The 25,131-nt window shown below is 40.2% G+C and carries 18 protein-coding genes; 5 read left to right on the forward strand and 13 right to left on the reverse strand.

Going from position 1 to position 25,131, the window contains the following annotated elements; genetic code table 11:
* Window positions 1-190: 190 nt before the first annotated feature.
* The 13 genes from CA265_13675 to CA265_13735 all read right to left on the reverse strand — a co-directional run bounded on the left by CA265_13675 (window position 191) and on the right by CA265_13735 (window position 15,962).
* Window positions 191-3,109 (reverse strand): hypothetical protein, encoded by a 2,919-nt coding sequence (locus CA265_13675; GenBank protein ARS40649.1) that lies wholly within the window; start codon window positions 3,107-3,109, stop codon window positions 191-193.
* Between the two features lie 34 nt (window positions 3,110-3,143).
* Entirely contained in the window at window positions 3,144-3,848 is a 705-nt protein-coding gene (locus CA265_13680) for a dimethylmenaquinone methyltransferase (GenBank protein ARS40650.1), read from the reverse strand.
* Between the two features lie 277 nt (window positions 3,849-4,125).
* Complete coding sequence (locus tag CA265_13685; protein ID ARS40651.1) at window positions 4,126-5,790, reverse strand: hypothetical protein; 1,665 nt, start codon at window positions 5,788-5,790, stop codon at window positions 4,126-4,128.
* Between the two features lies 1 nt (window position 5,791).
* Window positions 5,792-9,256 (reverse strand): hypothetical protein, encoded by a 3,465-nt coding sequence (locus CA265_13690; GenBank protein ID ARS40652.1) that lies wholly within the window; start codon window positions 9,254-9,256, stop codon window positions 5,792-5,794.
* 161 nt (window positions 9,257-9,417) lie between these two features.
* Complete coding sequence (locus tag CA265_13695; GenBank protein ARS40653.1) at window positions 9,418-10,563, reverse strand: hypothetical protein; 1,146 nt, start codon at window positions 10,561-10,563, stop codon at window positions 9,418-9,420.
* Between the two features lie 162 nt (window positions 10,564-10,725).
* Window positions 10,726-11,316, reverse strand: a complete 591-nt coding sequence (locus tag CA265_13700) for a hypothetical protein (protein ARS40654.1) — start codon at window positions 11,314-11,316, stop codon at window positions 10,726-10,728.
* Between the two features lie 275 nt (window positions 11,317-11,591).
* Window positions 11,592-12,659, reverse strand: a complete 1,068-nt coding sequence (locus CA265_13705) for a 2-nitropropane dioxygenase (protein ARS40655.1) — start codon at window positions 12,657-12,659, stop codon at window positions 11,592-11,594.
* A 1-nt stretch (window position 12,660) separates the two neighbouring features.
* Window positions 12,661-13,041 carry a hypothetical protein gene (locus CA265_13710; protein ID ARS40656.1) on the reverse strand — a complete coding sequence of 127 codons (381 nt, stop codon included), beginning with the start codon at window positions 13,039-13,041 and terminating at the stop codon, window positions 12,661-12,663.
* 74 nt (window positions 13,042-13,115) lie between these two features.
* Window positions 13,116-13,862 (reverse strand): glucose dehydrogenase, encoded by a 747-nt coding sequence (locus CA265_13715; protein ARS40657.1) that lies wholly within the window; start codon window positions 13,860-13,862, stop codon window positions 13,116-13,118.
* An 8-nt stretch (window positions 13,863-13,870) separates the two neighbouring features.
* On the reverse strand, window positions 13,871-14,089 hold the full coding sequence (locus CA265_13720) for a 4-oxalocrotonate tautomerase (protein ARS40658.1): 219 nt from the start codon (window positions 14,087-14,089) through the stop codon (window positions 13,871-13,873).
* Window positions 14,090-14,099: 10 nt separating this feature from the next.
* Window positions 14,100-14,636, reverse strand: a complete 537-nt coding sequence (locus CA265_13725) for a lipid-binding protein (GenBank protein ID ARS40659.1) — start codon at window positions 14,634-14,636, stop codon at window positions 14,100-14,102.
* Between the two features lie 92 nt (window positions 14,637-14,728).
* The gene (locus tag CA265_13730; protein ARS40660.1) at window positions 14,729-15,307 is read right to left on the reverse strand and encodes a Crp/Fnr family transcriptional regulator; all 579 of its coding nucleotides are present in this window, start codon (window positions 15,305-15,307) and stop codon (window positions 14,729-14,731) included.
* 187 nt (window positions 15,308-15,494) lie between these two features.
* Window positions 15,495-15,962 (reverse strand): AsnC family transcriptional regulator, encoded by a 468-nt coding sequence (locus CA265_13735; GenBank protein ARS40661.1) that lies wholly within the window; start codon window positions 15,960-15,962, stop codon window positions 15,495-15,497.
* A gap of 200 nt (window positions 15,963-16,162) precedes the next feature.
* Between CA265_13735 and CA265_13740 the strand changes: the two genes are divergently transcribed.
* The 5 genes from CA265_13740 to CA265_13760 all read left to right on the forward strand — a co-directional run bounded on the left by CA265_13740 (window position 16,163) and on the right by CA265_13760 (window position 25,075).
* Window positions 16,163-17,209 carry a cysteine synthase gene (locus CA265_13740; GenBank protein ID ARS40662.1) on the forward strand — a complete coding sequence of 349 codons (1,047 nt, stop codon included), beginning with the start codon at window positions 16,163-16,165 and terminating at the stop codon, window positions 17,207-17,209.
* A 26-nt stretch (window positions 17,210-17,235) separates the two neighbouring features.
* On the forward strand, window positions 17,236-17,685 hold the full coding sequence (locus tag CA265_13745; protein ID ARS40663.1) for a sugar transporter: 450 nt from the start codon (window positions 17,236-17,238) through the stop codon (window positions 17,683-17,685).
* Window positions 17,686-17,699: 14 nt separating this feature from the next.
* The gene (locus CA265_13750; GenBank protein ID ARS40664.1) at window positions 17,700-19,346 is read left to right on the forward strand and encodes a hypothetical protein; all 1,647 of its coding nucleotides are present in this window, start codon (window positions 17,700-17,702) and stop codon (window positions 19,344-19,346) included.
* Window positions 19,347-19,924: 578 nt separating this feature from the next.
* Entirely contained in the window at window positions 19,925-23,056 is a 3,132-nt protein-coding gene (locus tag CA265_13755) for a hypothetical protein (protein ID ARS42989.1), read from the forward strand.
* Window positions 23,057-23,077: 21 nt separating this feature from the next.
* A complete protein-coding gene (locus CA265_13760; GenBank protein ARS40665.1) occupies window positions 23,078-25,075 on the forward strand; it encodes a RagB/SusD family nutrient uptake outer membrane protein in 1,998 nt (665 codons plus the stop codon).
* Window positions 25,076-25,131 lie beyond the last annotated feature (56 nt).

Raw genomic sequence — 25,131 nt, forward strand, 5'->3', positions numbered from 1 at the left:
GATTGTTGTATTAAAATTTAATTTGCTCATCGTCCCGAATAACGTCGCAGATGGGCATGTTGTCAGTCTGAGCCATTCGTCATTCCTGCTCAGGCGGGAATCTTAATGCACACACATTAAAAATGTGTTTCTTTTTTATCCTCCTTACAAACGAGGACAATTATCCGATCGAAATGGCGACACCCACTTATTACTTCAACTGAAGCGTTACACTGTCCTGTATAACATCGCCTGCTTTTAATGGGCGATCCATTTTTTCTGCGTGCCCTCTAAAAAACCTTTCGGCGCCCATATTGCTGTAGCCTGCTACCAAAGCTTTAATGCCTTGTGCATCTTTCCAGGCCCTGATATGCTGCTGGCCGTTGGCGTTTACATTAAAAGAAGATGCTCCGTTGGTTAAGACTGCTTTATTGATATACATTTTGGTCGACCTGAAATCGTTGGTACCCAAATCATTTCGATCTAAGTTCCATGCAGTTGTTGGTAATTTAGATGGACCTGCCGGACCTGAAACCTGGTTAGCAGCGCTTAACAGTGCTTTACCAATCGGTCTGCCAATATGATCGGCCGGGTAATAATCCCACTGTGCATTTCTGTTCCAGTCTAACTCCTGAAAGCTGTTTGGCACTCCAAATACAAGGCCCCATTGACGTGGGTTAACTTCTTTTTTGATGGTATATTGATAATCGATTTTTACTTTACCATTAGCCAGAAAGGTATAACTTGTGGTTCCGCCGGCCTCGCTGTACACATCTGTTATGTGAACCGTAAATCCGTTTTTCGTTTTATCCAGTTTAATATCTTTAACGATCCTGTTTTTGCATACATCGGTAAAAGGATCAAATTGCTGGCTTTCACCTGTCATCTGCGTTCCCCTGCCCTCGCCCGTTAATGGCAAAACCATTAATCGTGCCCCGGTATTCCAAACCGTTACACCGTTGTTGGTTACATGTTCTATATCGCCATTAGCCAGATTAAGCTGAACATTTAGCTTACCACTTTTAGCTGTTAAAGTGCTGCCGGTTTGGGTATAAGTCCATGGCTGGCCAGCCGTTTTGGGTACCAAAGTTAAATCGGTAACTGTTGGTACAATGGCAAACTGGTAAATATCAATGAGTACACCACGCGGATCGTAAACTTTAATCGTCATTTTATCGCCTGGCAATGGTTTTTTATTCACGGTAACATTGGCTGTGGTTTTACCGTTTCGTTTTAAATCGGCCTCAATTAATCCATTCTCACTGGCTACGCTCCATTCTATTTTACACTCTTTCAGGTTGCTAAAAAGTAATCTGTTTTCCAGTTCAACGGCTACTTTACCATTGCTCCAGTTGCTGGCCAGTTTAATTTTTACCGGCGAATAGATTTTTTTCATGTGCCAGTATTCTGGCTTTGGTCTTCTCCAGCCATCAAGCGGCCCCCAGGTGCCGTAACCAACTGTTTTTCCGTTAGGTAAAAAGAAGGTATCATCAATACCTGCCCATATTGCGCCGCCCAAAACAGCATCGGTGCGGTACATATTTTCCCACATGGCTTCGAAACCAATCCCCCATGCATCGCGTACGCCGGGATCGGTTACCAGTTCTAAACGGTTATAGGCATTTAAATGCACATACTCATCAAAAACAATCGGACGTTTATAATTCCTGTAGGTTTGTGGTCCTGTTGGGCCCGGATAATGGTGATTGGTAATTTCCAGATCGCCTTCATCTGCATCGGGACCATACTGACTAAAATTACGTGGGCGTGTTGGATCGAACGATTTCGCCAACTTAGCGGTTTCTTTAAAATAGGCGGCGTATTTACCGCTCTCGTTACCCATCGACCAGATGAGTACTGCTGGGTTAGACCTAAAATAGTTAATCATATCTAAAGTTTGATCGACCATTAAGGTTTGATAAATTTCTGTTCCTGCTGGTACTGCAGTATTTTCTGCCCAGCAAAAAGGTGCTTCTACTTCTAAAAACATACCCAGGCGGTTGCAGGCATCAATCAGTTCTTCTGCCGGCGGATAATGCGAGGTACGGAAATAATTTACATTACCTTCTCTAAACAGTTGAACATCTTTTTCCCACATGTTTTCGCCAACTGAACGGCCACGCAAAGGCATGGTTTCGTGGTGGCATATACCCCGAAGTTTAATGGGCATGTTATTTACAAAAACCCGGTTCCCCCTTACCTCTATCTGGCGGAAGCCAATACTTTTGGTGATGACATCTTCCACTTTACCATCTTGTAAAATGCTGAATTTTACCACATATAAATTAGGATGTTCCGGATCCCATTTGGCAGGTTTAACTACATCAAAACTGATATTCTGCTGTAAATATTCGCCTTTAGCCATACTTTTATCAACAGTAACCGTTTTTTCAGTCACTTTTGTCGTTCCATCCGTTTTGAAAAGTTCTGCTTTTATAACAAGATTCCCGGTTTTACTATCCTGTTCATTGGCAATAATCAGATCCGTATTCAGCGTGGCGTTTTCATAGTTTTTATCCAAAATGGTTTTAACATCCGCATAGGCAAAATTGATTGGCGCGAGGGCCATTACATATGCCTTTCTCGAAATCCCTCCCAAAGGATGCACTGCATAGGTAGATGCACTTGCCAGGGAGTCGGCTTTGCTTTCGGACTTTACTTTTACGAGGATTTCGTTACTGGCGCCCCATTTTACGACATTGTTAATATCAATTTCGAAAGGTGTAAAACCACCTAAATGTGATGCAGCTTTCTTACCGTTTACCCAAATTTCGGCATCACTGTATACAGCATCGAAACGGAGTTTAATGCGTTTGTTTTTCCACTTTTCCGGAAGGTCGAAGTTTTTTTTGTAACCGGCATAAACCGAATTTTTTACTTCAAAACCCTGCATTACCCACTCACCCGGCACCTGAATATTTTTATCGGCAGGCAATGCGTTGATATCGGTAGAAAACTGCCATGTTCCATCCAAAGAGATCTTATCCGGCTGTTTTGAGCCAGAAGGTGAAATACGGTTAAGTTTTAATACCTGCTGATCGGTTGTGGTATAGGTGATTTTTTGAATTTGTGCGTGTGTCGCACCCGCTAAAACCAGTAAAACTGTAAAAATTCTATAAAATAGTTTCATTTGTGTGTTTGATTTATCTTTTTGAATTTATTCTTTACATAATACCATATTTATCGAAGGCTTCTTTGGCGCTCATCCCCTCGAGGATTTTCTTCTGCACCATTTTTTCGCCCCTGGCTTTTTCAAGTGCTCTTGTGACCACCTCCACTTCATGCTGTTTTGGCACAATGCAAACACCATCTATATCGCCAATTACCAGATCACCCGGGTTAACTAAAACACCCTTAATTTCTATTGGCACCCTGAAATCGATTACTTTACCTCTTGGTGCCTGGTCTTGTGCATAATTGCCATAAGAAAATGAGGGGAAGTTTAGGTGTAATATCCCTCTGGTATCCCTCGAATAACCATCTACTACGGCTCCTGCTGCACCTAACATCTGTGCCCTTGTGCTCATCAGCTCGCCCCATAATGCATAATTAGGGGAAGAACCTGTACAGATATATACCTCATGTTTTTTAAGGTCATCGAGCGCCTCGAGCATTAAACCAAATGGTTTTTTTAAAATGGGATTACTGCTTTCATGTTGCCCACACTCTAAAACATCAGCCTCTAACACAGTCATCGCTCTTCCAGCAACAAACATATCAGGATGTAAAGGTTGTATCTGTGGCGGCAAAAACTGATGGAGCAAACCCATCTTATCCATTATATCGCCAATAACAGCAGTATAAAGTTCTGTTTTTATTACCTCAAAAAGTTCATCGTCATTTTGCCACTCCGTCGTATTAATTGTCATTTTTTATAGAATATTGGGATGATTGTAGGGTATTATATTAATTATTCAAAAATGTATAATTACCGGAGAAAACATTTAAGCATAGTTATCTACTTATTAAACTTTTTTAACATAACATCAATCTTTATAGTAATTGAAAAGACAAAATACTTCATCTTATTAAATATTGATTGCTAATAAGCGACTGAACAAAATTAAAAATCAGGGCAAAAAAATAGCAGCCAGTAAAACACTGGCCGCTATTCATCCTTATTTATTCATTTGTGTTGTGTATTTTCTAATAACCGCTATTTTGCTTTAAAACGCCTTTAGAGAGATCTATCTGATCTTGCGGGATTGGCATCAAATACAACTTATCATTCCAGGTTCTTTCTTGGATCGGTTTGGCCGCATCGGCAATGCTATATATTGGCTTCATTACCTGTGGGGCAATTTTCCATCTTCTGATATCCATATAACGTTGGCCTTCAATAGCCAATTCAATGCGTCTTTCATTTCTGATTAATGCTCTCAAGGTTTCTTGTGTTGCATATTTAGTCCGATCAACCACTGGCATACCCGCACGCGTCCTGATTTTATCCAGGGCATCATACACAGTTGCATCAGGGCCAGTTAGTTCGTTTTTAGCTTCCGCATAAGTTAATAAAACCTCCGCATAACGAATTAAAATATTGTTCGCGTGGTTGTCAATCTGATCTCTATAAATTTTAGGATCAACCATTTTACGAACGCTATAACCCGTTAAAGCTGTATTACCTGCGCCTTCAGTCCATTTAAACGAATAGTCGTCTTCGATGGCATTCCAAGGATTTCCATCGAATAAAATACTGGCGTAAAAGCGTGGATCTCTGTTTTTATATTCATTTTTAAATGCAGGATCTTTCGCTTTATACCATGCTGCCCTTTGTGCCTGCGATGGCGGAGTAATTAAATCTCCGGTTTTATAACTTGGATAGCTATTTACCAATTCTTGCGTTGGCGCGATAGAGCCCCAGCCACCAAGATCGCCTGAAGGTAACAAGGTATTTAAGAAATTGGCATCTTGTTGTGGGATGCGCTGTCTATCTAGTATCACTTCTACATTTCCTTCGTTCACCTGATGAAACAAGGCTTCATAACTACGGAGACCTAAACGGAATTTTTTCTCATCATCGGCATTTGCGAAATCTACCCAAACACTGTAATCATCCTTAGCGTTAAGCGCATCTTCGGCTGTTACTTTATACAAATCGTAACCCAAGGTCATTACCTGGCTTGCCGCATCTGCAGCCAATTGCCACTGACCTTCGTACAGGTGAGCACGTGCTTTTAAGGCCAAAGCTGCTCCTTTGGTAATGCGCCCTTTTTCGTTTGGTTTACCGCCGGCATAACTTTGTGGTAGAACTTTAGCGATAGCATCTAATTCATCCACTACAAATTTTAATACTTCGGCTTTTGGTGTTCTTGGTAAATTTTCCCTGCCAAGCTCAACTGTTTTGGTTGATAATGGCACATCGCCAAACTTACAAATCAACCAGAAATAAGCATTGGCCCTAATAAAACGTACCTCAGCTTTATATCGGTCTAATAATGCTTTATCCATGCTGGTCACTTTATCAGCATTATCTAAAAAATAATTGGCACGGCCAATTGCTGTAAAATCCCAACCTGCATTTAAAGTAGAATTTACATTACCCGACGATACTGAAGTTGCCGAACTCTCCCAAGGGTATTGAGCATGTGCATTGTCTGCCGCCGCATCATCATATACCATATCATCACCAGGCAACTGACTATAAACGCCATTTACAGCTAGGTAAACATCATTGGCATTCTTCCAAAAAGTAGCTTCCGATACTTGGTTTAATGGTGGCCTTTCTAAAAAATCTTTTTTACAAGAAACAATAACACTTAATAAGAGTACACTTGTAATTATATATATCTTTTTCATTTTTGTAATCATTTTATAATCCTGCACTTAAACCAAACGACCATGTCTTAATACCCGGGTAACCTCCACGACCTGAAGCAGATTCCGGATCGTAATCACTCAGGCGCTTATCTGCCATGATGGTGAAAGGATTATTGGTTGTTCCGTATATTCTTAATTTAGACAAACCAATTTTTTTCACTGCATTTTGAGGTAAAGTATAACCCAAAGTAATGCCTCTTACCCTGAAATAAGAGCCGCTAAACAGGTAGAATGACGAAAGTTGATCAATATTATGACCAGCGTCTGCGGTTAATAATGTTCTAGGGAAATCAGCATTTGGATCAGGGTTTTCTTTTGTCCAGCGGTTTAACAACTGAGTTTTGGCATTTGCACCGTTAAAGAAAGGCGTTGAAGCTTCCTGCCCTAAAAAGGTTTTTACTTTGGCAACACCATAAGTAAGGATATTAAAATCGAAGCCTTTATATGACGCACTTAAATTGAAACCATAGTTTACAAAAGGTACATCGTTACCAATAATGGTCCGGTCGGCAGCGTTAATTACATTATCTCCATTTATATCTCTATATTTAATATCACCGGCTCTGGTACGTGCATCCTGAAAAGCATGTGAAGCAACCTCTTCATTACTAACAAAAAGACCGTCAGCAATATAACCGTAAAAAGATCCAAGCGATTCGCCAACTCTCTGGATATACTGACCATCGAATCGATCGTTATTATTGTCTCCAATTTTGGTGATTTTACTTTTGATCAATGATAAGTTACCACCAATACTAAAAGTAAAATCTTTTCCGATTCTGTTGTTATGGTTAATGGCTAATTCTACACCAGTATTGCGGGTACTTGCCGCATTGGTAAAAGGTACAGTTAAAGGATAGGTTGCAAGGGCAGCATTACGTAATAACAAATCTTTTGTATCCTTAATGTAGTAATCTGCGGTAATGTCAAATTTACCTTTTAACAAAGTCATGTCTATACCAAAATCGGTCATGTATACTTTTTCCCAGGTTGTAGTTGGCCATGATCCGTCTGCCTGCCAGATTCCATCTTGGGCTGTCCCTTCAAAACTATACTGAAAGCCAGCATTTAATCTGTTAAAATAGTTTCCAACAGAAACCACGTCCTGATTACCTAATGAACCATAAGAACCCCGGATTTTTAAATTATCAACCCAGGTCATATTTTTCATAAAGTCTTCTTTAGAAACTACCCATCCTGCAGAAAATGATGGAAAGAATGCTCTACGCACATCTTCACGGAAACGCGAAGAATAATCGATGCGGGCATTTACTTCTAACAGGTATTTATCATTAAAAGCATAGTTAAAACGACCAAACATCGATCGCATTGACCATTCTTCAGCAGCAGTTCTATTGGCTAAGCCAAAAACGCCGCCAATAATATCATCATTATTATTATCTGATAAAATATCTTCTCCGTTACCAGAACCATTGATAATGGTACTTAAATCGTTATTAGGAAAGTTTCTTCTGCCAAGAAATGCGCTTCTAAGCACATTACTTTCTTGCGACGCACCTACTGTTAACTTGCCATAATGTTTTCCAAATGTACGCTCGTAATCTGCAGTACCTTGAACCAACAATTCTTTTCTTTTAGACCAATACTCTCTTAAATCGTTCTGTGTACCTTGTCCGGCAGGCAGCGCAATAGGATTACCAGTTAAAAAGTTATTAATTGGCGTCATGATATTGTTAAAGGCCGTGCTATTGTTGTTTGTAAATTTTAACGAAACCAATCCATTTATTGAGAGACCTTTTAAAGGTGTTAGTGTAGCATTCGCAGCAGTTTGAAGCAAATTATTCCGGTTACTGCCTTTTGATGATTCAGCTATCATACGGGCTTGGTTACGATATGGAATTGAGCTACTGGCTACAGTACCATTATTTACCGATCCCCATTGTCCATTGCTTTGACGGAAAACAGTAGTTGGCAAAGAACGGTTTAGTTCTGTCCACGCTAAGTTCCCCAAGCGATCGAAAGCCTGGTTAATAAAAGAGATATTGGTACCAATCTTTAAAATATTCTCGATAACCTTTGTTTCCGTATTTAATTTCGCATTAAAACGGTCCTGATCTTTGTTTGGAATCAACGATTCCTGAGTTAAATAGTTTAAACCCAAATAACTGCTGGTAACTTTTCCGGGTGCATTGATATTTAAATTTACATCTGCTTGTGGTGCACTTGGTCTTAAAACTTCTTTATACCAATCTGTATTTGGATATAAATCTGGTTGAGAACCATTTCTGTATAACTCTATCTGTGCTGGTGTGTACATTGGACTACGGCCAACATTGGTCAGCGCCTCATTATAAAGCGTAGTATAATCTACCGAGCCTAAGTATTTTGCAATACGGGTGGGCGATTGCCATCCGTAATTGGCATTAAACTCAATGGTTGCTTTTTCTCCGCCACCTCTTTTGGTGGTTACCATAATCACACCATTAGCTGCTCTCGAGCCATATAAAGCTGCAGAAGATGCATCTTTTAGTACGGACATGCCCGAAATATCATTTGGATTTAGTGTAGCAAATTCTTGCGAACTGGCCGGAATACCATCAATAATATAAAGTGGGGTACCGGCACCTTGCAAACTGCTTCTTCCTCTAATATTTACTGCAGTACCACCTGTAGCACTTGCACTTACATCGCCAGGGCGTTGCAAAATGGTTAAACCTGGGGAAATACCCTGTAATGCATTTTGTATAGAGGTTACAGGTCGCTCTTTTAATTGTTTAGGTGTAATGGTTGCAATTGCTCCTGTTAAACTCGATTTTTTCTGTGTACCATAAGCGACCACTACTACCTCATTTAAATCATTGCTTTGTGGCACCAAAGTAACTTTTACGGTGGCTGATGCTTTTACCTCTTTTGTTTGATAACCCAGATAAGAAACAACTAAAATGGCATCATCGGCTACACCAGTCAATTTAAAGTTTCCGCTTTCGTCACTCATCGTGCCTTGTTCTTTGTCTTTTATTTTAATGCTGGCACCAGGTATACCTTTGCCTATTTCATCTAAAATAGTACCAATCACGTCGATGACCTTGTTTACAGGTGTACTTTGTTCAGGCTTATTGGCAGGGACAATATTTGCAGGCCTTTCTTTAACTACAATCGTATTGGCCTGTATAGAATAAGTTAATGGCTGATTTTTGAAGCATTGATTTAAAGCTTCAGTTAAAGGCATATCTTTTATATCAATGCTCACCATGTTTGCCTTTTTTAAATCGCTCTGGATAAAAAACACATTATAGCCGCTTTGACTTTTTATTGCTTTAAGCACTTTTTGTAATGACGCGTTTTTTTCGTTAAGCGTAATGTTCTTTTGCGCAAAACTGCCCGCATTAACGTGTAAAAAGGCCACAAAAAGCAATAATATGGTTAGCTTCATAGATAACAGAATTTTATTCTTTATACAGCTTTTACCGTATAAATTAAAATCGTAAATTTTCATACATTTGTTAGGTTTTAGGTTAAGTTAAATGCTTATAGCAGTTGCTATTACATTTACAATGTTTTAACTATTTGGTTATTGTTGGAACAATTTTTTAATCTAAAGCTTTAAACGGGTTTCGATTGCACTCGAAATCCGTTTTTCAGATTAAAACTTAATATTTACTTTAAAATTTTAATCCTCCTTCCTTCTATTTTAAATTTAAACTTATCTGTTGATTCTAAAATTTTCAAGGTTTCCTGCAGGTTATTGTGTTTAGAAAACGATCCTCCGAAATAAATTCCATCAAAATCGCCAACGTACTCAATATCAACATCGTACCACCTGGCCAGTTTTTGCATTGCTGCTTTAATGTCTTCGTTATTGAACATGAAAAAGCCATTTTTCCAGGCGATATATTCTTCTACATCCACATTGCTCACCTTGAAACCCGTCTTTTCAAAAACGGCCTGCTGTCCTGGTTTTAATAAACCTGTAGCCAGTGGACTAAAGTTTTTAACCGCTACACCACCTTCTACCAGGGTTGTTTTAACTTCTGTATCGTCTGCATAGGCACTTACATTAAAGTGTGTACCCAATACACTTATTTCTTGTTTTGCTGTTTTAAGTTTAAAAGGCTTGTTTTTATTTTTAGCTACTTCAAAATAGCCTTCGCCGGCAAGCTCTACCATTCTGTACTTACCCAAAAATGTGGTCGGATATTTTAATGATGACAGCGCATTTAACCAAACTTTAGTTCCATCGGGAAGGGTAACCTGATACTGGCCGCCAGCCGGTGTGCTGATGGTGTTAAAACCCGGCTTCGCTGAGCCTGATTTATTTTCTAAAATGGTATAAATTAATTGACCGTCGGCTGTTTTGGTAATTTGGATCCCCTCCTGTTTAGCTATTGTACCGTTTACCGCCTGGTCTAAATTGATTTTAGTTCCATCAGCAAGTGTTAAAAAGGCTTTGTTACCTCCAGGTTTGATTAAGCTGGCTGATGTATTTATTTTTTTAACATCCGTACGTTCACTCAAAAGAAACCAGCCAAATCCTAAAACGGCAATGAATGATGCGGCAACAGCTAAGCGATAAAAATACCGGTTAGGACGTTTTATCTCTTGCTGATCTATCTGTTGATTAATTTTATTAAAAATCTTTTCGCCCACTTCAGTCTGCTCCTCTTCATCAATCTGTTTCTCACCAGTCAAACTTTTTAGGTCCAATTGATTATTGTACCAGGATTCTAACTTCAGGCGTTCTTCCTCACTGGCTGTACCGGCTACATATTTTTCTGTTAATCTTATTAATTCTGCTTTTTTCAATCGTTTCTGGTTTGGTGTATGTACCTAAAATGGGTAACATCCCCCAAAAGAAATTTCACATTTTATATAACAAGCTATATAACAGCAAATTAAAATTAAACAAAGTTAAGTAATGGTAAACAATTGGATTGAAATTGTTTCGAATATAAGCTGAGTGTTGACTTATTTCCCCCAAATGCCGGCCAGTAAGAGGATGGCCCAAAATAAGAATTCGCCCATATCGGTGCGCAGGCGGCGTAATGCAATGGTAATCTGGTTTTCTACCGTTTTTGGTGAAATGTTTAAGCGGTCTGCAATTTCTTTTACACTAAGGTGTTCCTTTCTGCTCAGGATAAAAATTTCTTTACATTTCTGCGGTAACTGCTCAATACTCTCGTCTAAGCGTTGTGCAATTTCTTTTTCGGCAAAGGTATTTTCAGCATTGTGCGGACTTACCAGAAGTTCGGTATCATGAAGTAAATCGGTGCGTAATTTCCCGTCTCTGATGGCCTTAAATACCTGAAAACGAACTGAAGTAAACAGATAATTATTCAGGTTATCGACTGAAGTATGTGCACGTTTTAACCAAAGGCTCACGAATATTTCTTGTATAATATCTTCAGAGGCCTCTTTATTGCGCAAAATATGATAGGCTGATAAATATAACTTGCTCCAGTACCTGTTGTAGATTTTTTCGAACGCAGACCGGTCATTGCTTTGCATATCGCTAACAAGCAAACTATCAGGCCATAGTTGAAAATTATCAGGTTTCATTAGAATAAGGATATCTCTGCAATACTAAGCAAAAAAATAACGGCTCAATTTACATATTTTTCGCAATGTAGCATAAAAGTTGCCTTACTGAAGAGACAAAATAAGGAAATGAGGGAAGAAACAGTTATCAGTTTGCAGTCCTCAGTTTATAGTTATCAGTTTCCAATGAACCAATGAGCAATGAACCAATGACCAATGACCAATAAACTAATGACCAATGAACTAATGACCAATGAACAAATGAACCAATGACCAATGAACTAATGAACCAATGACTAACGAACTACCCCCATCTCCCTAATCAACGCTCCCATTAATTCTCTTGCAGAAGTATATTTTAAGTTTACCGCGTTTTGTCCCGACCAGAAATTGTACATATCTGTTTTTCCCTGTTCAATAGCAGCGGCTCTTAACGGCCCCATTAACCGCGTTTGCAATGGAAAGGGCAATACCTCAGTTTCATAGTTAATCGCGGTGGATATCCGGTTAGCAATCATCCGGCCCATTCTCCCGGTTAATGATTTAGAAAGTACTGTGTTTTTTGATTCATCAGAGAAAAGTTTTGCCTTGTGCATGGGCGTGGCATTAGATTCGTCGGTTACTAAAAAGGCGGTGCCAATTTGAACCGCATCTGCACCAAGGCTTAGTGCTGCACGTATCCCCTTACTATCAGCAATACCGCCCGCAGCAATTATGGGTGTTTTTGTTTTCGCCTTTACCTGCTGGATCAATGAAAAAGTTCCTGTTAATGATTCATCAGCTGGCTTAAGAAATGAAGGACGATGTCCGCCTGCTTCAAATCCCGTTGCTACAATGGCGTCAACCTGGGCTTCTTCCAATGCCAAAGCCTCATCTAATGTGGTTGCCGCACCAACTGTTTTAATGCCTAATTTTCGCGCTTCGTTTAATATTTCCTTTGAAGGTATGCCGAAAATAAAACTAAATACAGCAGGTTTCAGCTCAAAAACGGTTTCTACCTGTCTCAAAAATTTCGAAGGGATATGGGTATCCAGATCAGGCATCGGGATGCTCAATTCATCAAAAAAAGGTTTAAATAATCTTTTAACTTTTTCTATTTTTTCTGATGGATAATTAACTAATCGTTCATCGACATCATTTACCCATAAGTTAATGTTGTATGGTTTATCTGTTTTTGTTTTGATGCGCTGATCACTTTCGATAATTTCTTCAGGACTTAAGGTATAAGCGCCGAGGCTGCCCAAACCACCAGCGTTTGATACAGCCGCTAAAAGCTCGGGCGTCGAAAATCCACCGCCCATTGGACCTAATAAAATGGGATATTCGATCTTTAAAAGTTCGGTTATTTTAGTTCTATTCCACATCCTAATAAATTTTTACGTTGGTTAATAATTTATTCACAATCACCCATCCCCGATCAGTTAGATTTAATGATAAAAGATCGTAATAATTAAAATCAAAAATAGGCAGATGAACTTTGGCAATTGCAATAGAATTGATAATTTCTATCGACAATATTTCCATACGGAATGTTTCATTAAGCTCCTGCGGACTTTTACGGCTAGCAACCCCTTCTAAATATTCATCAAGCGTTTTAAAATATGGAAGGCCATTTACATCACCAGCCAATATAGACTGCGGGTGAAATATTTTCCTGAGCAGTGCGGTGTCTCCATTAAAAACTCCCTTAAAATAAGATGACAGTACCTCTGCTATTGCATTTGCGTTTTCGGTGTAATTGTTCATGGTTTTAATTTTTAAGGTATGCTCGGGCTGATTCTTTTCCTTTGCATACCTGGTTATTGCTTTAAATTTTATACTTAGCCCATATGATGACCCGCTACATGACCTCCATCCAGATTGATGATTTCGCCGGTTACGAAATTACTTTCTGCCAGGTACAGGGCGAGCTGAGCAACATCCTGCGTTTCGCCAATGCGGTTCAGCAAATGTAAACCAGCAAGGTCATCGGCATTACTAATGCCATTTTTCTCCTGTAACGGGCTTCTGATAATGCCTGGTGCGATACCATTTACGCGGATATTATTTTTACCAAACTCGGCAGCCAGTTGTTTGGTCAAAGCATGGATGCCCCCTTTACTCGAAATCGGTGCTGTTGCCGGAAAACCTCCAATGGCATGGTCTACCAATACGGTTCCGATGTTAATGATGGAGCCTCCATCCTGTTTTAACATTTGGGCTATAGCGGCTTGGCTGGTAAAGAAAGTACCCTTCAAATTGATATTCAAAAAGCTATCTAAATGCGCTTCGTCTACTTCCAGAAATGCTTTTGGTTCAAAAATACCGGCATTGTTTACCAGCACATCTACAGTACCAAAACGCGCTACCGCAGTTTCTACCAATAGTTGACCAGTAGTAGCTTTACTGATATCGCCAGCTACCATGGCCAATTGATGCTGCGCCCCTAATTCGTTGAAAGCCCTAATTAAATTGCTTTCATTAGCCGAATTGATTACAACATTGTGTCCTTGTTTTAAAAATAAAGCTGCAATGGCACGACCAATACCTGTTGATGCGCCTGTTATGATGATGGTTAGTGTTTTCATGATGTTGATTATTTCCTGTTTGCTGTTATTCCTTTTTTGCGTAATACCGATACCTGTTCGCCTGCATAGCCCCAATCATCCAGCTCGATTTCTTGAATTACGATATGCGTAAGTTTTGGATCTTTATCCAATACCTCACTAATCAGTTTGGTGATCCCACTAATTAAAGTCTGTTTTTGTTCGCGTGTAACGCCTTCGCGGGTTACTTCTATTTTTACGTATGGCATGGCTCTTCGATTAAATAGTTAATGACGCGGTTAATTTTACGTCGAGCTCAAATTCATTATAGATCAGGTTATCGCCAAGGTTGGTGAAAAAGTTACCTGATCTGAATTTCATGTTGTACTTCGTACGATCAATAAAGATTTTACCAGAAGCGGTTAACGTATTTCCATTAACCACAACATCTGCTGCAAAAATTACTGCATGCGTAATGCCTTTAATGGTTAAATCGCCGGTAATTACCGTATTATCTTCATTGGTTTGATCAACGGCTGTGATCATAAATGTGGCTTCCGGGAATTGATCAGTGGCGAAAAAATCTTCAGAGAATAAATGTCCGGCGAACTGTGCGTTGGTGGCAGGGTCGGTCACATCCAATATGATGATGGACGTGGTATCGATAATAAAGTTCCCATTGCTGAGTTTACCATCGTTTAAAGTTAATGTACCCGATTTAATGGCTATAGTTCCATTATGCGCTCCGGTTACTTTTTTACCGGTCCAGTTGATACTGCTTTGAGCGCTTACAATTTCAAATTTTGTAGTTTCCATTTCTTTGTTTATCAATCGTTAGTGATTTGACAACACAAAGTAAAGGAGGAAATTTACGGGACTTAGGTGATCTACATCACATTCTGCAAGCCTTATTTGTGTGCGTTGTAAAGCCTGCTCAGGGTTTCTCTCGAAACACCCAAATAAGCAGCAATTAAATGTTTGGGTACGAGATTATAGAGTTGAGGATACATGGTCAAAAGTTCTTCGTAACGGGCTTTGGTATCGTTATTCATAAAAGATAACAGCCTTTTTTGCGAAGCCAGATATCCCCTGTTTGTTCTCCAGCGGAAAAAATGCTCAGCCTGATGGATTTCGCTACAGACTTTTTCGCGGTTATCGTTAGATAGGCATAATACCTCCGCATCGCTAATGCAATCTACGCTGATGGTTGCACGGGTATGATTATACAGGGCGCCATAATCTGAAGTCCACCAGGTAGGCATGGCAAACTGCAGGATATACATCTTGATTTCATCGTTGATAAAAAAAGCTTTCAAACAACCAGAAACCACAAAATATTCGTGATCGACCTTATCTCCCTCGCTAATGATAGCCTGCCCTTTTTTAAAAGACCGCAGCGTGAAATGGGAAAACAAATAGTCGAACTGCTCGTCGGTTAATGTAGCAGTTTTTGAAATATGCGCTTTCAGTATTTCTTTGGGATCCATGGCTGGAAATAAAGGTAAGAATTATTGGGATTAGTCGGGAGTTCGAAGTTGAGAGTCCGAAGTCCAAAGTCTGAAGTCGGGAGTCCAGAGTCTATGAGACCATAACCAGTTAACCGACTTACACAATTAACCCCTAACCAATGACTAATCACCAATAAACCAATGACCAATAAACCAAAAACCAACACTACAAAGGATAAGCCGTTTCGCTTTTAGGCTCTGAGAGGACAAAATAACTTTGAACGGTGGTAATATTGGGCAGTGTTGCCAGTTTGTTCCGCAAGAATTCGTGGTAATCATCCATATCTTTTGTGGCAATACGGAGAATGAAATCATGTGCGCCTGTCATTTGCAAACATTCCATAACCTCACCAAACTTAGAAACTTCAGTTTCGAATTCGATCAGGGTTTTAGCGGTATGCTCTTTCAGTAATACATGCGAAAAGGCAATCAGATTTCTGTTGATTTTTTTCCGGTCAAGAATCGCTACAATTCTTTTAATGTAGCCCTGCTCCTTTAATCTTCTGATGCGTTCGTGGATGGTAGCGATAGATTTATGCAACTTCAATGATACCTCTTTATTGGTTAAAGCGGCATCATGTTGCAGCAATTTTAATATTTCTACATCAACCTGGTCTAAATCTCCGTGTGTCATCTAGGTGAATAAATTGAAAAAAGATATAATGGATGTTAAAAAAATCAGTTCAAACTGAAATAAAAATTATATAATGATCAAAAAAGCAGAAATTTTCTGTAAAAAACAACATGTATTGACATAAAAAATTATAATACTGAGTTTTACCGAAATAAAAAACCGATCAAAATAAGCATTGCTATCCGATCTAATCAACAGCCATGACCACATTAACAAGAAATAAAATGACTTCTGCTATGGAGGGAAAATTTGAACATTTATCACTTCTGGTTGGTAATACGCCTATGCTCGAACTCACCTACACCTATCAAGGTAGCCTGGGCAAAATTTATGTTAAATGCGAACACTACAACCTAACGGGTAGTATTAAAGACCGGATGGCACTTTATACCTTAAAAAAAGCTTATGCCGAAGGTAAAATTAAAGCTGGAGACCGGATTGTTGAGGCAACCAGTGGAAATACCGGAATTGCTTTTGCTGCCATTGGCAAGGCTTTGGGGCATCCGGTTACCATCATTATGCCAAACTGGTTAAGTAAGGAGCGCATGGACATTATTAAAAGTTTAGGCGCAGAAATTATTCTGGTGAGCAAAGAAGAAGGTGGTTTTATCGGCAGCATTAAACTTGCAGAAAAGATGGCCGCAAGCGATCCAAATATTTTCCTGCCTAAGCAGTTCGAGAATATTGCCAATCCTGAAGCACACGAACATACCACGGGTAAGGAAATCTGGGAGCAGTTACGACTGAAAAACCTTTCACCTGATGCATTCGTTGCCGGAGTAGGTACCGGAGGAACCATTATGGGCGTAGGGAATTTCTTAAGAAAACAAAATGCAGATATTAAAATACATCCATTAGAACCCGCCGAATCGCCAACCTTAACTACTGGTTATAAAGTGGGCAGCCACAGGATCCAGGGCATTTCGGATGAATTTATCCCCGAAATAGTCAAATTGAACGAATTGGATGAAGTGCTGCAGGTAAACGATGGCGATGCCATCCTGATGGCACAAAAACTCGCCGAAAAACTGGGACTGGCCGTAGGCATATCTTCAGGTGCAAATGTAATCGGGGCCATCAAACAACAGCAAAAAATGGGTGCAGACAGCTGTGTAGTGACCATCTTTTCTGACAGTAATAAAAAATATTTAAGTACCGATTTAATGAAGGTAGAACCTGTTAAAGCCGGATACCTCACACCTGAAGTCGATTTTATCGATTACCAGGCCTTTAGCAGATTACATTAATAATAAATAAACCAATAAACCACAACATGAAAAAAATCACCTTTTTATTATGTGCGATATGCCTAATCAGCATCAGCGCATACAGCCAGATTTTAAAACCCGTAACCTGGAGTTACGCCGCAAAAAGAACAAGCGCTACTACGGCCACTCTATTTATAAAAGCTACTGTAGACCAGGGCTGGCACCTCTATTCGCAATTTGTTAAGGATGGTGGTCCGGTTAAAACAACCTTTACCTTTCCATCATCGGGTACTTATAGCTTAGTTGGGTACACAACCGAACCAAAAGCAGTTACCAAGTACGAATCTACCTTTAAAATGGATGTGAGTTATTTCGAAAAATCGGTAATATTCCAGCAAAAGGTCAAGTTAAAAGGCAAAACCGCGACTGTTAAAGGTAGCGTCGAGTTCATGGTATGCGATGACAAACAATGTTTGCCACCAGAACAGGTAGATTTTAGCATTCCCGTAAAATAAGTTTGGCAGCGCATATGATATCCTTAAAAAAAATCTGTCTCGGCTTGCTGTTAGGTTGTGCAATATCCTTAAATGGATATGCACAAGACAGCACCAATACCGATGACTTAACTTTTACAGAGATTAAACCTGAAACAGCTGACAGCACAGTTAAAGCGGTCGATTCTAATCTGAAAACAACCGTTAGTACACCTGCAACTGTTCAAAAAACTATTGCTCCACAAAAAGAAGAACACAAAACCCTGTGGGGAATTTTTATTGCAGGTTTTGTTGGCGGTTTAGCCGCCTTGCTGATGCCCTGCATCTTTCCCATGCTGCCCTTAACCGTAAGTTTCTTTACCAAAGGATCAGAAAAAGGAAAGGCTTTTCGGCGTGCAGCACTTTATGGCTTTTTCATCATCCTCATTTATGTGGTGCTTGGCCTTTTGGTAACGGTAATTTTTGGTGCCGATGCCCTGAACAGCCTGTCTACGAATGGTATATTCAATTTCTTTTTCTTCTTACTGCTGGTTGTTTTTGCGGCTTCATTTTTAGGCGCATTCGAAATTACCCTTCCCTCTTCCTGGGTGAATAAAATGGACGCCAATTCGGATAAAGGAGGCCTTGCAGGATTATTTTTCATGGCCGGAACATTGGCTCTGGTATCTTTCTCCTGCACTGGCCCTATTATTGGCACTTTACTGGTACAGGCAGCAACCACCGGAGCTTTGTTGGGCCCGGCCATAGGCATGTTTGGCTTCTCTTTGGCACTCGCTATTCCTTTTGCTTTATTTGCGTTATTTCCATCGGCCATGAACAAACTGCCCAAATCTGGTGGCTGGTTAAATAGTGTAAAAGTGGTGTTGGGTTTTCTGGAGCTCGCCTTTGCGCTAAAATTTTTAAGCAATGTAGATCTCGCCTACCACTGGGAATGGTTTGACCGCGAAATATTCTTAAGCCTCTGGATCGTCATTTTTGGGATGATGGGCATCTATCTTTTGGGCAAACTGAAGTTTTCGCATGATAGTCCGCTGGCATTTATCTCCGTACCGAGGCTTTTTCTGGCCACCATAGTCTTGGCTTTTACCATATACCTTATCCCAGGCATGTGGGGTGCACCTTTACGTAGCGTATCGGCATTCCTCCCACCACAGGAAACACAGGATTTCGATCTGTATACGGCCAGCTTGTTAGCCGGAAAACAAACCACAAATGACGGTCCACATAAATACGCAGATAAATTTCATGCACCGTTGAAGCTGAACGCCTATTTCGATTATAATGAAGGTTTGGCCGCAGCAAAAAAATTAAACAAACCTGTTTTAATCGATTTTACCGGGCGTGCCTGTGTAAACTGCAGGAAAATGGAAGCCAATGTTTGGCCCGACAAAGAGGTATATAAAATGATCAACGATGATTATGTACTGATCCAGTTATATGTGGATGATAAATCGGAACTGGCCCCGGATGATGTAGTGATTAGCCCGGAGGGAAGAAAACTCAATACGATTGGCAAAAAATGGAGCGATCTGCAGGCCAGGAAATTCCAGTCCAATTCACAGCCTTTTTATGTACTGCTCGATCCTAAAACAGAAACCCTACTGGCCCAACCGCAGGGGGCAGATTTCGAAGTAGCCAATTATAAAAAATTCTTAATAAGCGGATTAAACGCTTTTCAATAAACAGGTCGGGTAGCGTTAAACCGCCAGCGTTGATTTAATTTTAGTTAATGACTCAGAGGCAGTGCCGGATGGCCTGTCTTTGTTTTTAACGATTTTCTCCGGTACAACAGACCGAACACACTGCTCTTTACATCATTCTTTATCTTTTATTTCGCAGATCAGATCCCTCCTACAGGATAGAGCAGGACGGATTACCCAAATAAAAGTTCTAATCTCGTATAACCAAGTATAATCAATACCTATATGAGCAAGAAAAATTACACCAGCAAAATGCAATCGTTTGCATCAAATTACCTCTTTATGGTCTTTTAAAGACGTAAGACAAAAGAAAAGCAATCATAGCCAAAACATTAAAAACTAACTCATTTTTCATCGTACAACCAGGTCATGCATCCAAAAAACAATGGATTAATTGCCTAATCATATGCCCTCAAAACAGATAGCACATACATCTAATATGCTATTTGGCCAACTAACCAAATATTTACAAAACCAATAAAATTATGGATCTTAATTTTTATCCAGAAAAACTTAAGCAACGAAAAGGCTTTTCACACCAGAAAATCCTGCTTACGGGTATGTCTGTATTCTGCCTGCTGTGTGTGGCGAGCACTGCAAATGCAGCTTCCAGTCATCGAAAAGCAGCACTTTCAACGGTAACTACAAACAGCTCAATGAGCAAACGAGACGTAGTCTTGAAAGGAAAAATTGTTGACGAAAAAGGTGAAACCTTAGTTGGTGTGAGCATCAGACTGAAGGGTACTACGCTGGTGGCCTCTACCGATGCCAACGGTGCTTTTTCCATTACTATTCCATCAACGGTGAGCAACCCGGTTTTGGTGGTTTCGTATATCGGTTACACCACACAGGAAGTACCCGTTGAAGGAAAAACAACGATTAGCATTCAATTAAAGAGTTCGACAAATGACCTCGAAGAAGTTGTAGTCGTGGGATATAATACGGTAAAGAAAAGTGATTTAACCGGAGCTGTTGTAAGTGTTGGCGCTAAAGAAATCAGATCGAGACCTGTAACCAATGCCTTACAAGCCATGCAGGGCAAAGCGGCAGGTGTAGATATTACCTCTAATGAACGCCCGGGTCAGGTTGGAGATATTAAAATCCGTGGCCTTAGGTCATTAAAAGCCAGTAACTCCCCTTTGTTCGTGGTAGATGGTATTCCGCTGCAAGCTGGTGGGATCGATGCCATTAACCCTAACGACATCGAAAATATCGACATTTTAAAGGATGCCTCTGCAACGGCCATTTATGGATCGAGAGGTGCCAATGGCGTTGTACTGGTAACCACCAAAAAAGGTAAAACCGGAAGGTTAACCATGGATTATGTGGGAACGGCAACCATCGAAACGTTAAACGACAGGATGGAAATGATGAATTCGGCACAATATATTGAGTTTCGCCGCGATGCATTTAGGGCATTACCAGCCAGTGATACCAGGAAATATCCAACTGTAGCGACTTTGGCGAAAGACAGGGAAATTTTCGCCGGAGACCCTTACGTACTCGAGAACATCGAAAAGGGTTGGGCAAATGGTGTTTATGATGGCAGTTTGGTGCCGACTACCGATTGGGGCGATCTGGTTACCCGAACCGGAATTACCCAGGATCATGTATTAAGTGTAAGTGGTGGTACCGAAAAAATGAAAGCATATGGATCATTCGGCTACCTGAACCAAACCGGCACACAGCTGGGTCAGGATTTTGAAAGATATAGTGGTAAATTAAGTGTAGAAATTAATCCGGTGAAATGGTTTAAAATGGGACTTAACATCACCACCACCTATAGCCTTCAAAACTATGGTTTCGTTGCAGCCAGTGCTTCGGGCGCTGGTAATATTTATGCGGCTGCAAGGGGTATGCTTCCTATGGCTATCCCTTACGATCCGAGCGGCAATAGAATTAACCTGCCGGGAGGTGATATCAATATTCAGAATCCAATTCTGGAGGCCGATTACAACATTAATCTCCGTAAAACCCTAAGGGCATTAGGTTCGGCTTTTGCTGAAGTAAACATTGTAAAAGGATTAAAATACCGGATCAATTTTGGCCCTGATTTTTCTAATTTCTATAACGGAAAATACCAGGATGCAAAATCGGTAAACCGCGATGCAGGCATACCGGGTTCGGTGAACAATTATGCACAGTTAAACCAGAGCAATAAGTTTGCCTATACCCTCGATCATTTATTGTATTACGACAAAACCATTAATAAACACAGTTTTGGAGTAACCTTATTGCAGAGTTCTTCACTGTTTCAAGATGAATCTTCATCTCTAACAGGCAGTAAAATAAATTTGATTGCCCCACTCTGGTATGGATTAAGGGCAGGAAGTATTACCGCACTGGATGGATTTGATACTGATTTTAGAAAATCAACACTTGAATCGTATATGGCCAGGGTAAACTATAGTTTTGATAGTAAATACCTCTTAACCGCATCGTTACGTTCCGATGGGGCATCGCAGTTAGCAGAAGGCAACAAGTGGGATTTTTTCCCCTCAGCAGCCCTGGCTTGGCGCATGGATCAGGAAGATTTTATGAAAAACATTAAATGGGTAAGCCAATTGAAATTAAGGCTTGGCATGGGTAGTACCGGTAACTCATCCGTAGATATTGGTAGTACATTGGGTCTTTTGCAACCCTTAACCTATACCTTTGGCAGTGCTGCACAAATCGGTTACGTGGCATCAGATGCTTCTTTGGCAAACCCAATTTCATTCCCAAACAAATTGTTAAGCTGGGAAAAAACCCAACAATATAATTTAGGTCTCGATTTCGACCTGCTGCAAGGAAGAATAAGCGGTTCATTAGATCTTTATAAATCTAAAACCACCGATTTAATTTTACTCAAAAAAATCAATATCATAAACGGCTATCCTACCTCTTATGATAACATTGGCTCAACTAAAAACAAAGGCCTCGATTTAACTTTAAATACGGTTAACGTTAGAACAAAAGATTTTAGCTGGGAATCTACCCTGAATTTTTCGACCAGCAGAGACGAGATTGTTAAACTGAATGGTGGCGACATGGTTGCCGATCTTTTCTTTATCGGAAACGGGATCAGTGTAGCATACGATTATGTTAAAGATGGCATTTGGCAAGATACACCTGATGATTTAAAAGAAATAGCCTTATTTAATGCCAATGGAACCAGTTTTAAACCAGGAAGCATTAAAATAAGGGATTTAAATAACGATCATAAAATTGATGCCAACAGCGACCGTCAGGTATTAGGCCGTTATACACCAAGCTGGAGCGGTGGTATTACCAACACGTTTAACTACAAAGGTTTCGATTTATCTGTTTTTATTATTGCCAGATATAATTTCCTGATCGCAACGGGCGCCGAATCATTACAGGGCCGTTTTGCACAACGTGTATTAGATTACTGGACACCTACCAACCCAACCAACGATTATCCTGCACCTAATTATGGTAGTGCAGCGGGCGATCAGTTTAAAAGTTCGATGAACTATCAGGATGGGTCTTTTATCAAGGTTAGAAATATATCCTTGGGCTATAATTTTGCCGACAACATCACCAAAAAATTAACACTATCCAGATTACGGGTTTATGCCCAGATGGTTAATCCGGGTTTAATTTATTCTAAGATAAAATGGATCGATCCGGATTTGGGTGGTTCCACTTTTAACAGAGGTGTGGTATTTGGCATTAACGCAAGTTTCTAACAGAGTGTAAAAATATTGATTATGAAAAAGATTATAAATATAATATCAGGAGTGGCTTTGTTAGGAAGCTTAATGGTGTTCCCCACTTCCTGTAAAAAAAGTTTCCTGGATGAAGAAGTGATCAACTCGCGCAATACATCCGATTTTCAAAAAACAGAGGGATTAGATGGCCTGGTTATAGGTATGTACCAAAGTTTAAAATTCCATTTTAATTATACCTGGGCTTACACCAGCACCAATTACGGGGTTGATGAGTTTACCGTAGGTGGCGACAGAACCGAGCAAATGTGGAACTCCTATGATGGAACCTTAAATTCGCTAAATGTAGATGTGCAGGCTGTTTTTGACAACATGTACACCAATATTAATTCGGCCAATATTGTGATTAAAAATGTACCTATTTATTATACCGGGGCCAATAAAAATATCCGCCTGGGAGAAGGTTATTTTATGCGTGCCTTCGATTATTTTAAACTGGTTAAACAATATGGAGGTGTGCCTCTACAGCTCGAATCATTAGAAACCATTAAAGAAGATTTTACAAGGAATTCGGCTAAAGAAGTATACGAACAGGTCATTCAGGATTTTACACAAGCCTATAACCTGCTCCCATCAGTTCCTGCAGAAAGAGGAAGAATTACCAAATGGGCAGCTGCTCACTTTCTGGCGAAGGCTTATCTGTTCCGGGCAAGTGAAATGAACAACGACTGGAATGGCGATACTAAAACAGCCGATCTGCAAAATGCGATTAAATATGCTGATTTAGTAATTGGCAGCGGCCAGCATAGCCTGGCCACTAACTATAGCGATCTTTGGAACTTCACCACAGTTGATGGTGCAAACGAAACCAACCGTGAAGTTATCCTGGCTGCCCAGTTTTCGAACAATACCGCAACCCAGGGAAGATATGGTAACCAAATACATTTGTATTATCCATCCATTTACCAAACCCTTCCGGGAATGATACGCGATATAGCAGGCGGACGCGAATTTCAGCGCATGAGATCGACAGATTATGCTTTGGATGTTTTTGACCGTGTGAATGACTCGAGATTCTGGAAAAGCTTCAAAACACGTTATGTATCCAATAATGCAGCCAGTATCCCAAAATGGGTTAAAGGCAGTGCACCTACTCCAGCACAGGAAGGGCAACCAAAATTTGCATTGGGCGAAGAGGCTGTTTTGTATATTGTAAACAATGCCGGCGATACCCGATATACACCAATAGTTGATAAGGCCGATCCTGCTTTACCAACCGATCTGGCCCGCCGCAAACCATCTATGTTTGTAAGGTATTTTGCCGGCCAACCACAAAGTTACTTAAATGCCCATGGCAATTACGGTGTGAACCAGTATGTGGCTTTATCTAAATTTATGGATGGTTCCAGAAACCTTGTTGCCTCACAGTTCGGCCAGCGTGACGGAATTCTGGCCCGCCTTGCCGAGACCTATTTAATTGCAGCAGAAGCTTACGGACGATTAGGTCAGTATGCTCAGGCCATTCCTTACCTAAATACGGTTCGCGATCGCGCTGCCTATAAAGACGGAGAAGACCGTTCTTCTTACGTTGATGGTGGAATTGCTTATAAAACCAATCCTGCGGTTACTTCTGCAATTGTTTCCTATTCAGACAAAAACACTTATTTCGAATCGAACAATATTCCGGTAACCACCACCAATACATTATCTTCGATGCATTTAAATAGTGAGGCTGATATTTTTAACTCCAGCAAAGATTTTTATGATAAAGTTGGTGCAAGCTCGAATGCAGATAAATTCAAAGCCTTTATCTTGGATGAACGCTCCAGAGAATTGATGGGCGAATTGATGAGATGGGAAGACCTGGCCCGCACCAAAACATTAGTGGCACGTACCGCTGCGTTTAACCTGGAAGCTAAACCGCTAGAAGGCAAACATTACCTGCGCCCTATCCCTCAAAGTTTCTTGGATGTACTTAAAATTGGTGGCGAGCCTTTAACTGCGGAGCAAAAACAGGCGATGCAAAACCCTGGCTGGTAATCAGTTTAGGCTATAAAAAAGGTTGCATTATAAATATAGTTTTGTCATCCTGAGCT

It is taken from the genome of Sphingobacteriaceae bacterium GW460-11-11-14-LB5, assembly GCA_002151545.1.
GTDB lineage: Bacteria > Bacteroidota > Bacteroidia > Sphingobacteriales > Sphingobacteriaceae > Pedobacter.

Bases quoted from the DNA above. Each gene is read 5' to 3' on its own strand.
- CA265_13710 (ARS40656.1), bottom strand. From the start codon at position 13,041: ATGAACAATTACACCGAAAACGCAAATGCAATAGCAGAGGTACTGTCA.
- CA265_13735 (ARS40661.1), bottom strand. From the start codon at position 15,962: ATGACACACGGAGATTTAGACCAGGTTGATGTAGAAATATTAAAATTG.
- CA265_13685 (ARS40651.1), bottom strand. From the start codon at position 5,790: ATGATTACAAAAATGAAAAAGATATATATAATTACAAGTGTACTCTTA.
- CA265_13750 (ARS40664.1), top strand. From the start codon at position 17,700: ATGATATCCTTAAAAAAAATCTGTCTCGGCTTGCTGTTAGGTTGTGCA.
- CA265_13715 (ARS40657.1), bottom strand. From the start codon at position 13,862: ATGAAAACACTAACCATCATCATAACAGGCGCATCAACAGGTATTGGT.
- CA265_13720 (ARS40658.1), bottom strand. From the start codon at position 14,089: ATGCCATACGTAAAAATAGAAGTAACCCGCGAAGGCGTTACACGCGAA.
- CA265_13675 (ARS40649.1), bottom strand. From the start codon at position 3,109: ATGAAACTATTTTATAGAATTTTTACAGTTTTACTGGTTTTAGCGGGT.
- CA265_13745 (ARS40663.1), top strand. From the start codon at position 17,236: ATGAAAAAAATCACCTTTTTATTATGTGCGATATGCCTAATCAGCATC.
- CA265_13705 (ARS40655.1), bottom strand. From the start codon at position 12,659: ATGTGGAATAGAACTAAAATAACCGAACTTTTAAAGATCGAATATCCC.
- CA265_13725 (ARS40659.1), bottom strand. From the start codon at position 14,636: ATGGAAACTACAAAATTTGAAATTGTAAGCGCTCAAAGCAGTATCAAC.
- CA265_13755 (ARS42989.1), top strand. From the start codon at position 19,925: ATGTCTGTATTCTGCCTGCTGTGTGTGGCGAGCACTGCAAATGCAGCT.
- CA265_13740 (ARS40662.1), top strand. From the start codon at position 16,163: ATGACCACATTAACAAGAAATAAAATGACTTCTGCTATGGAGGGAAAA.
- CA265_13690 (ARS40652.1), bottom strand. From the start codon at position 9,256: ATGAAAATTTACGATTTTAATTTATACGGTAAAAGCTGTATAAAGAAT.
- CA265_13760 (ARS40665.1), top strand. From the start codon at position 23,078: ATGAAAAAGATTATAAATATAATATCAGGAGTGGCTTTGTTAGGAAGC.
- CA265_13680 (ARS40650.1), bottom strand. From the start codon at position 3,848: ATGACAATTAATACGACGGAGTGGCAAAATGACGATGAACTTTTTGAG.
- CA265_13700 (ARS40654.1), bottom strand. From the start codon at position 11,316: ATGAAACCTGATAATTTTCAACTATGGCCTGATAGTTTGCTTGTTAGC.
- CA265_13730 (ARS40660.1), bottom strand. From the start codon at position 15,307: ATGGATCCCAAAGAAATACTGAAAGCGCATATTTCAAAAACTGCTACA.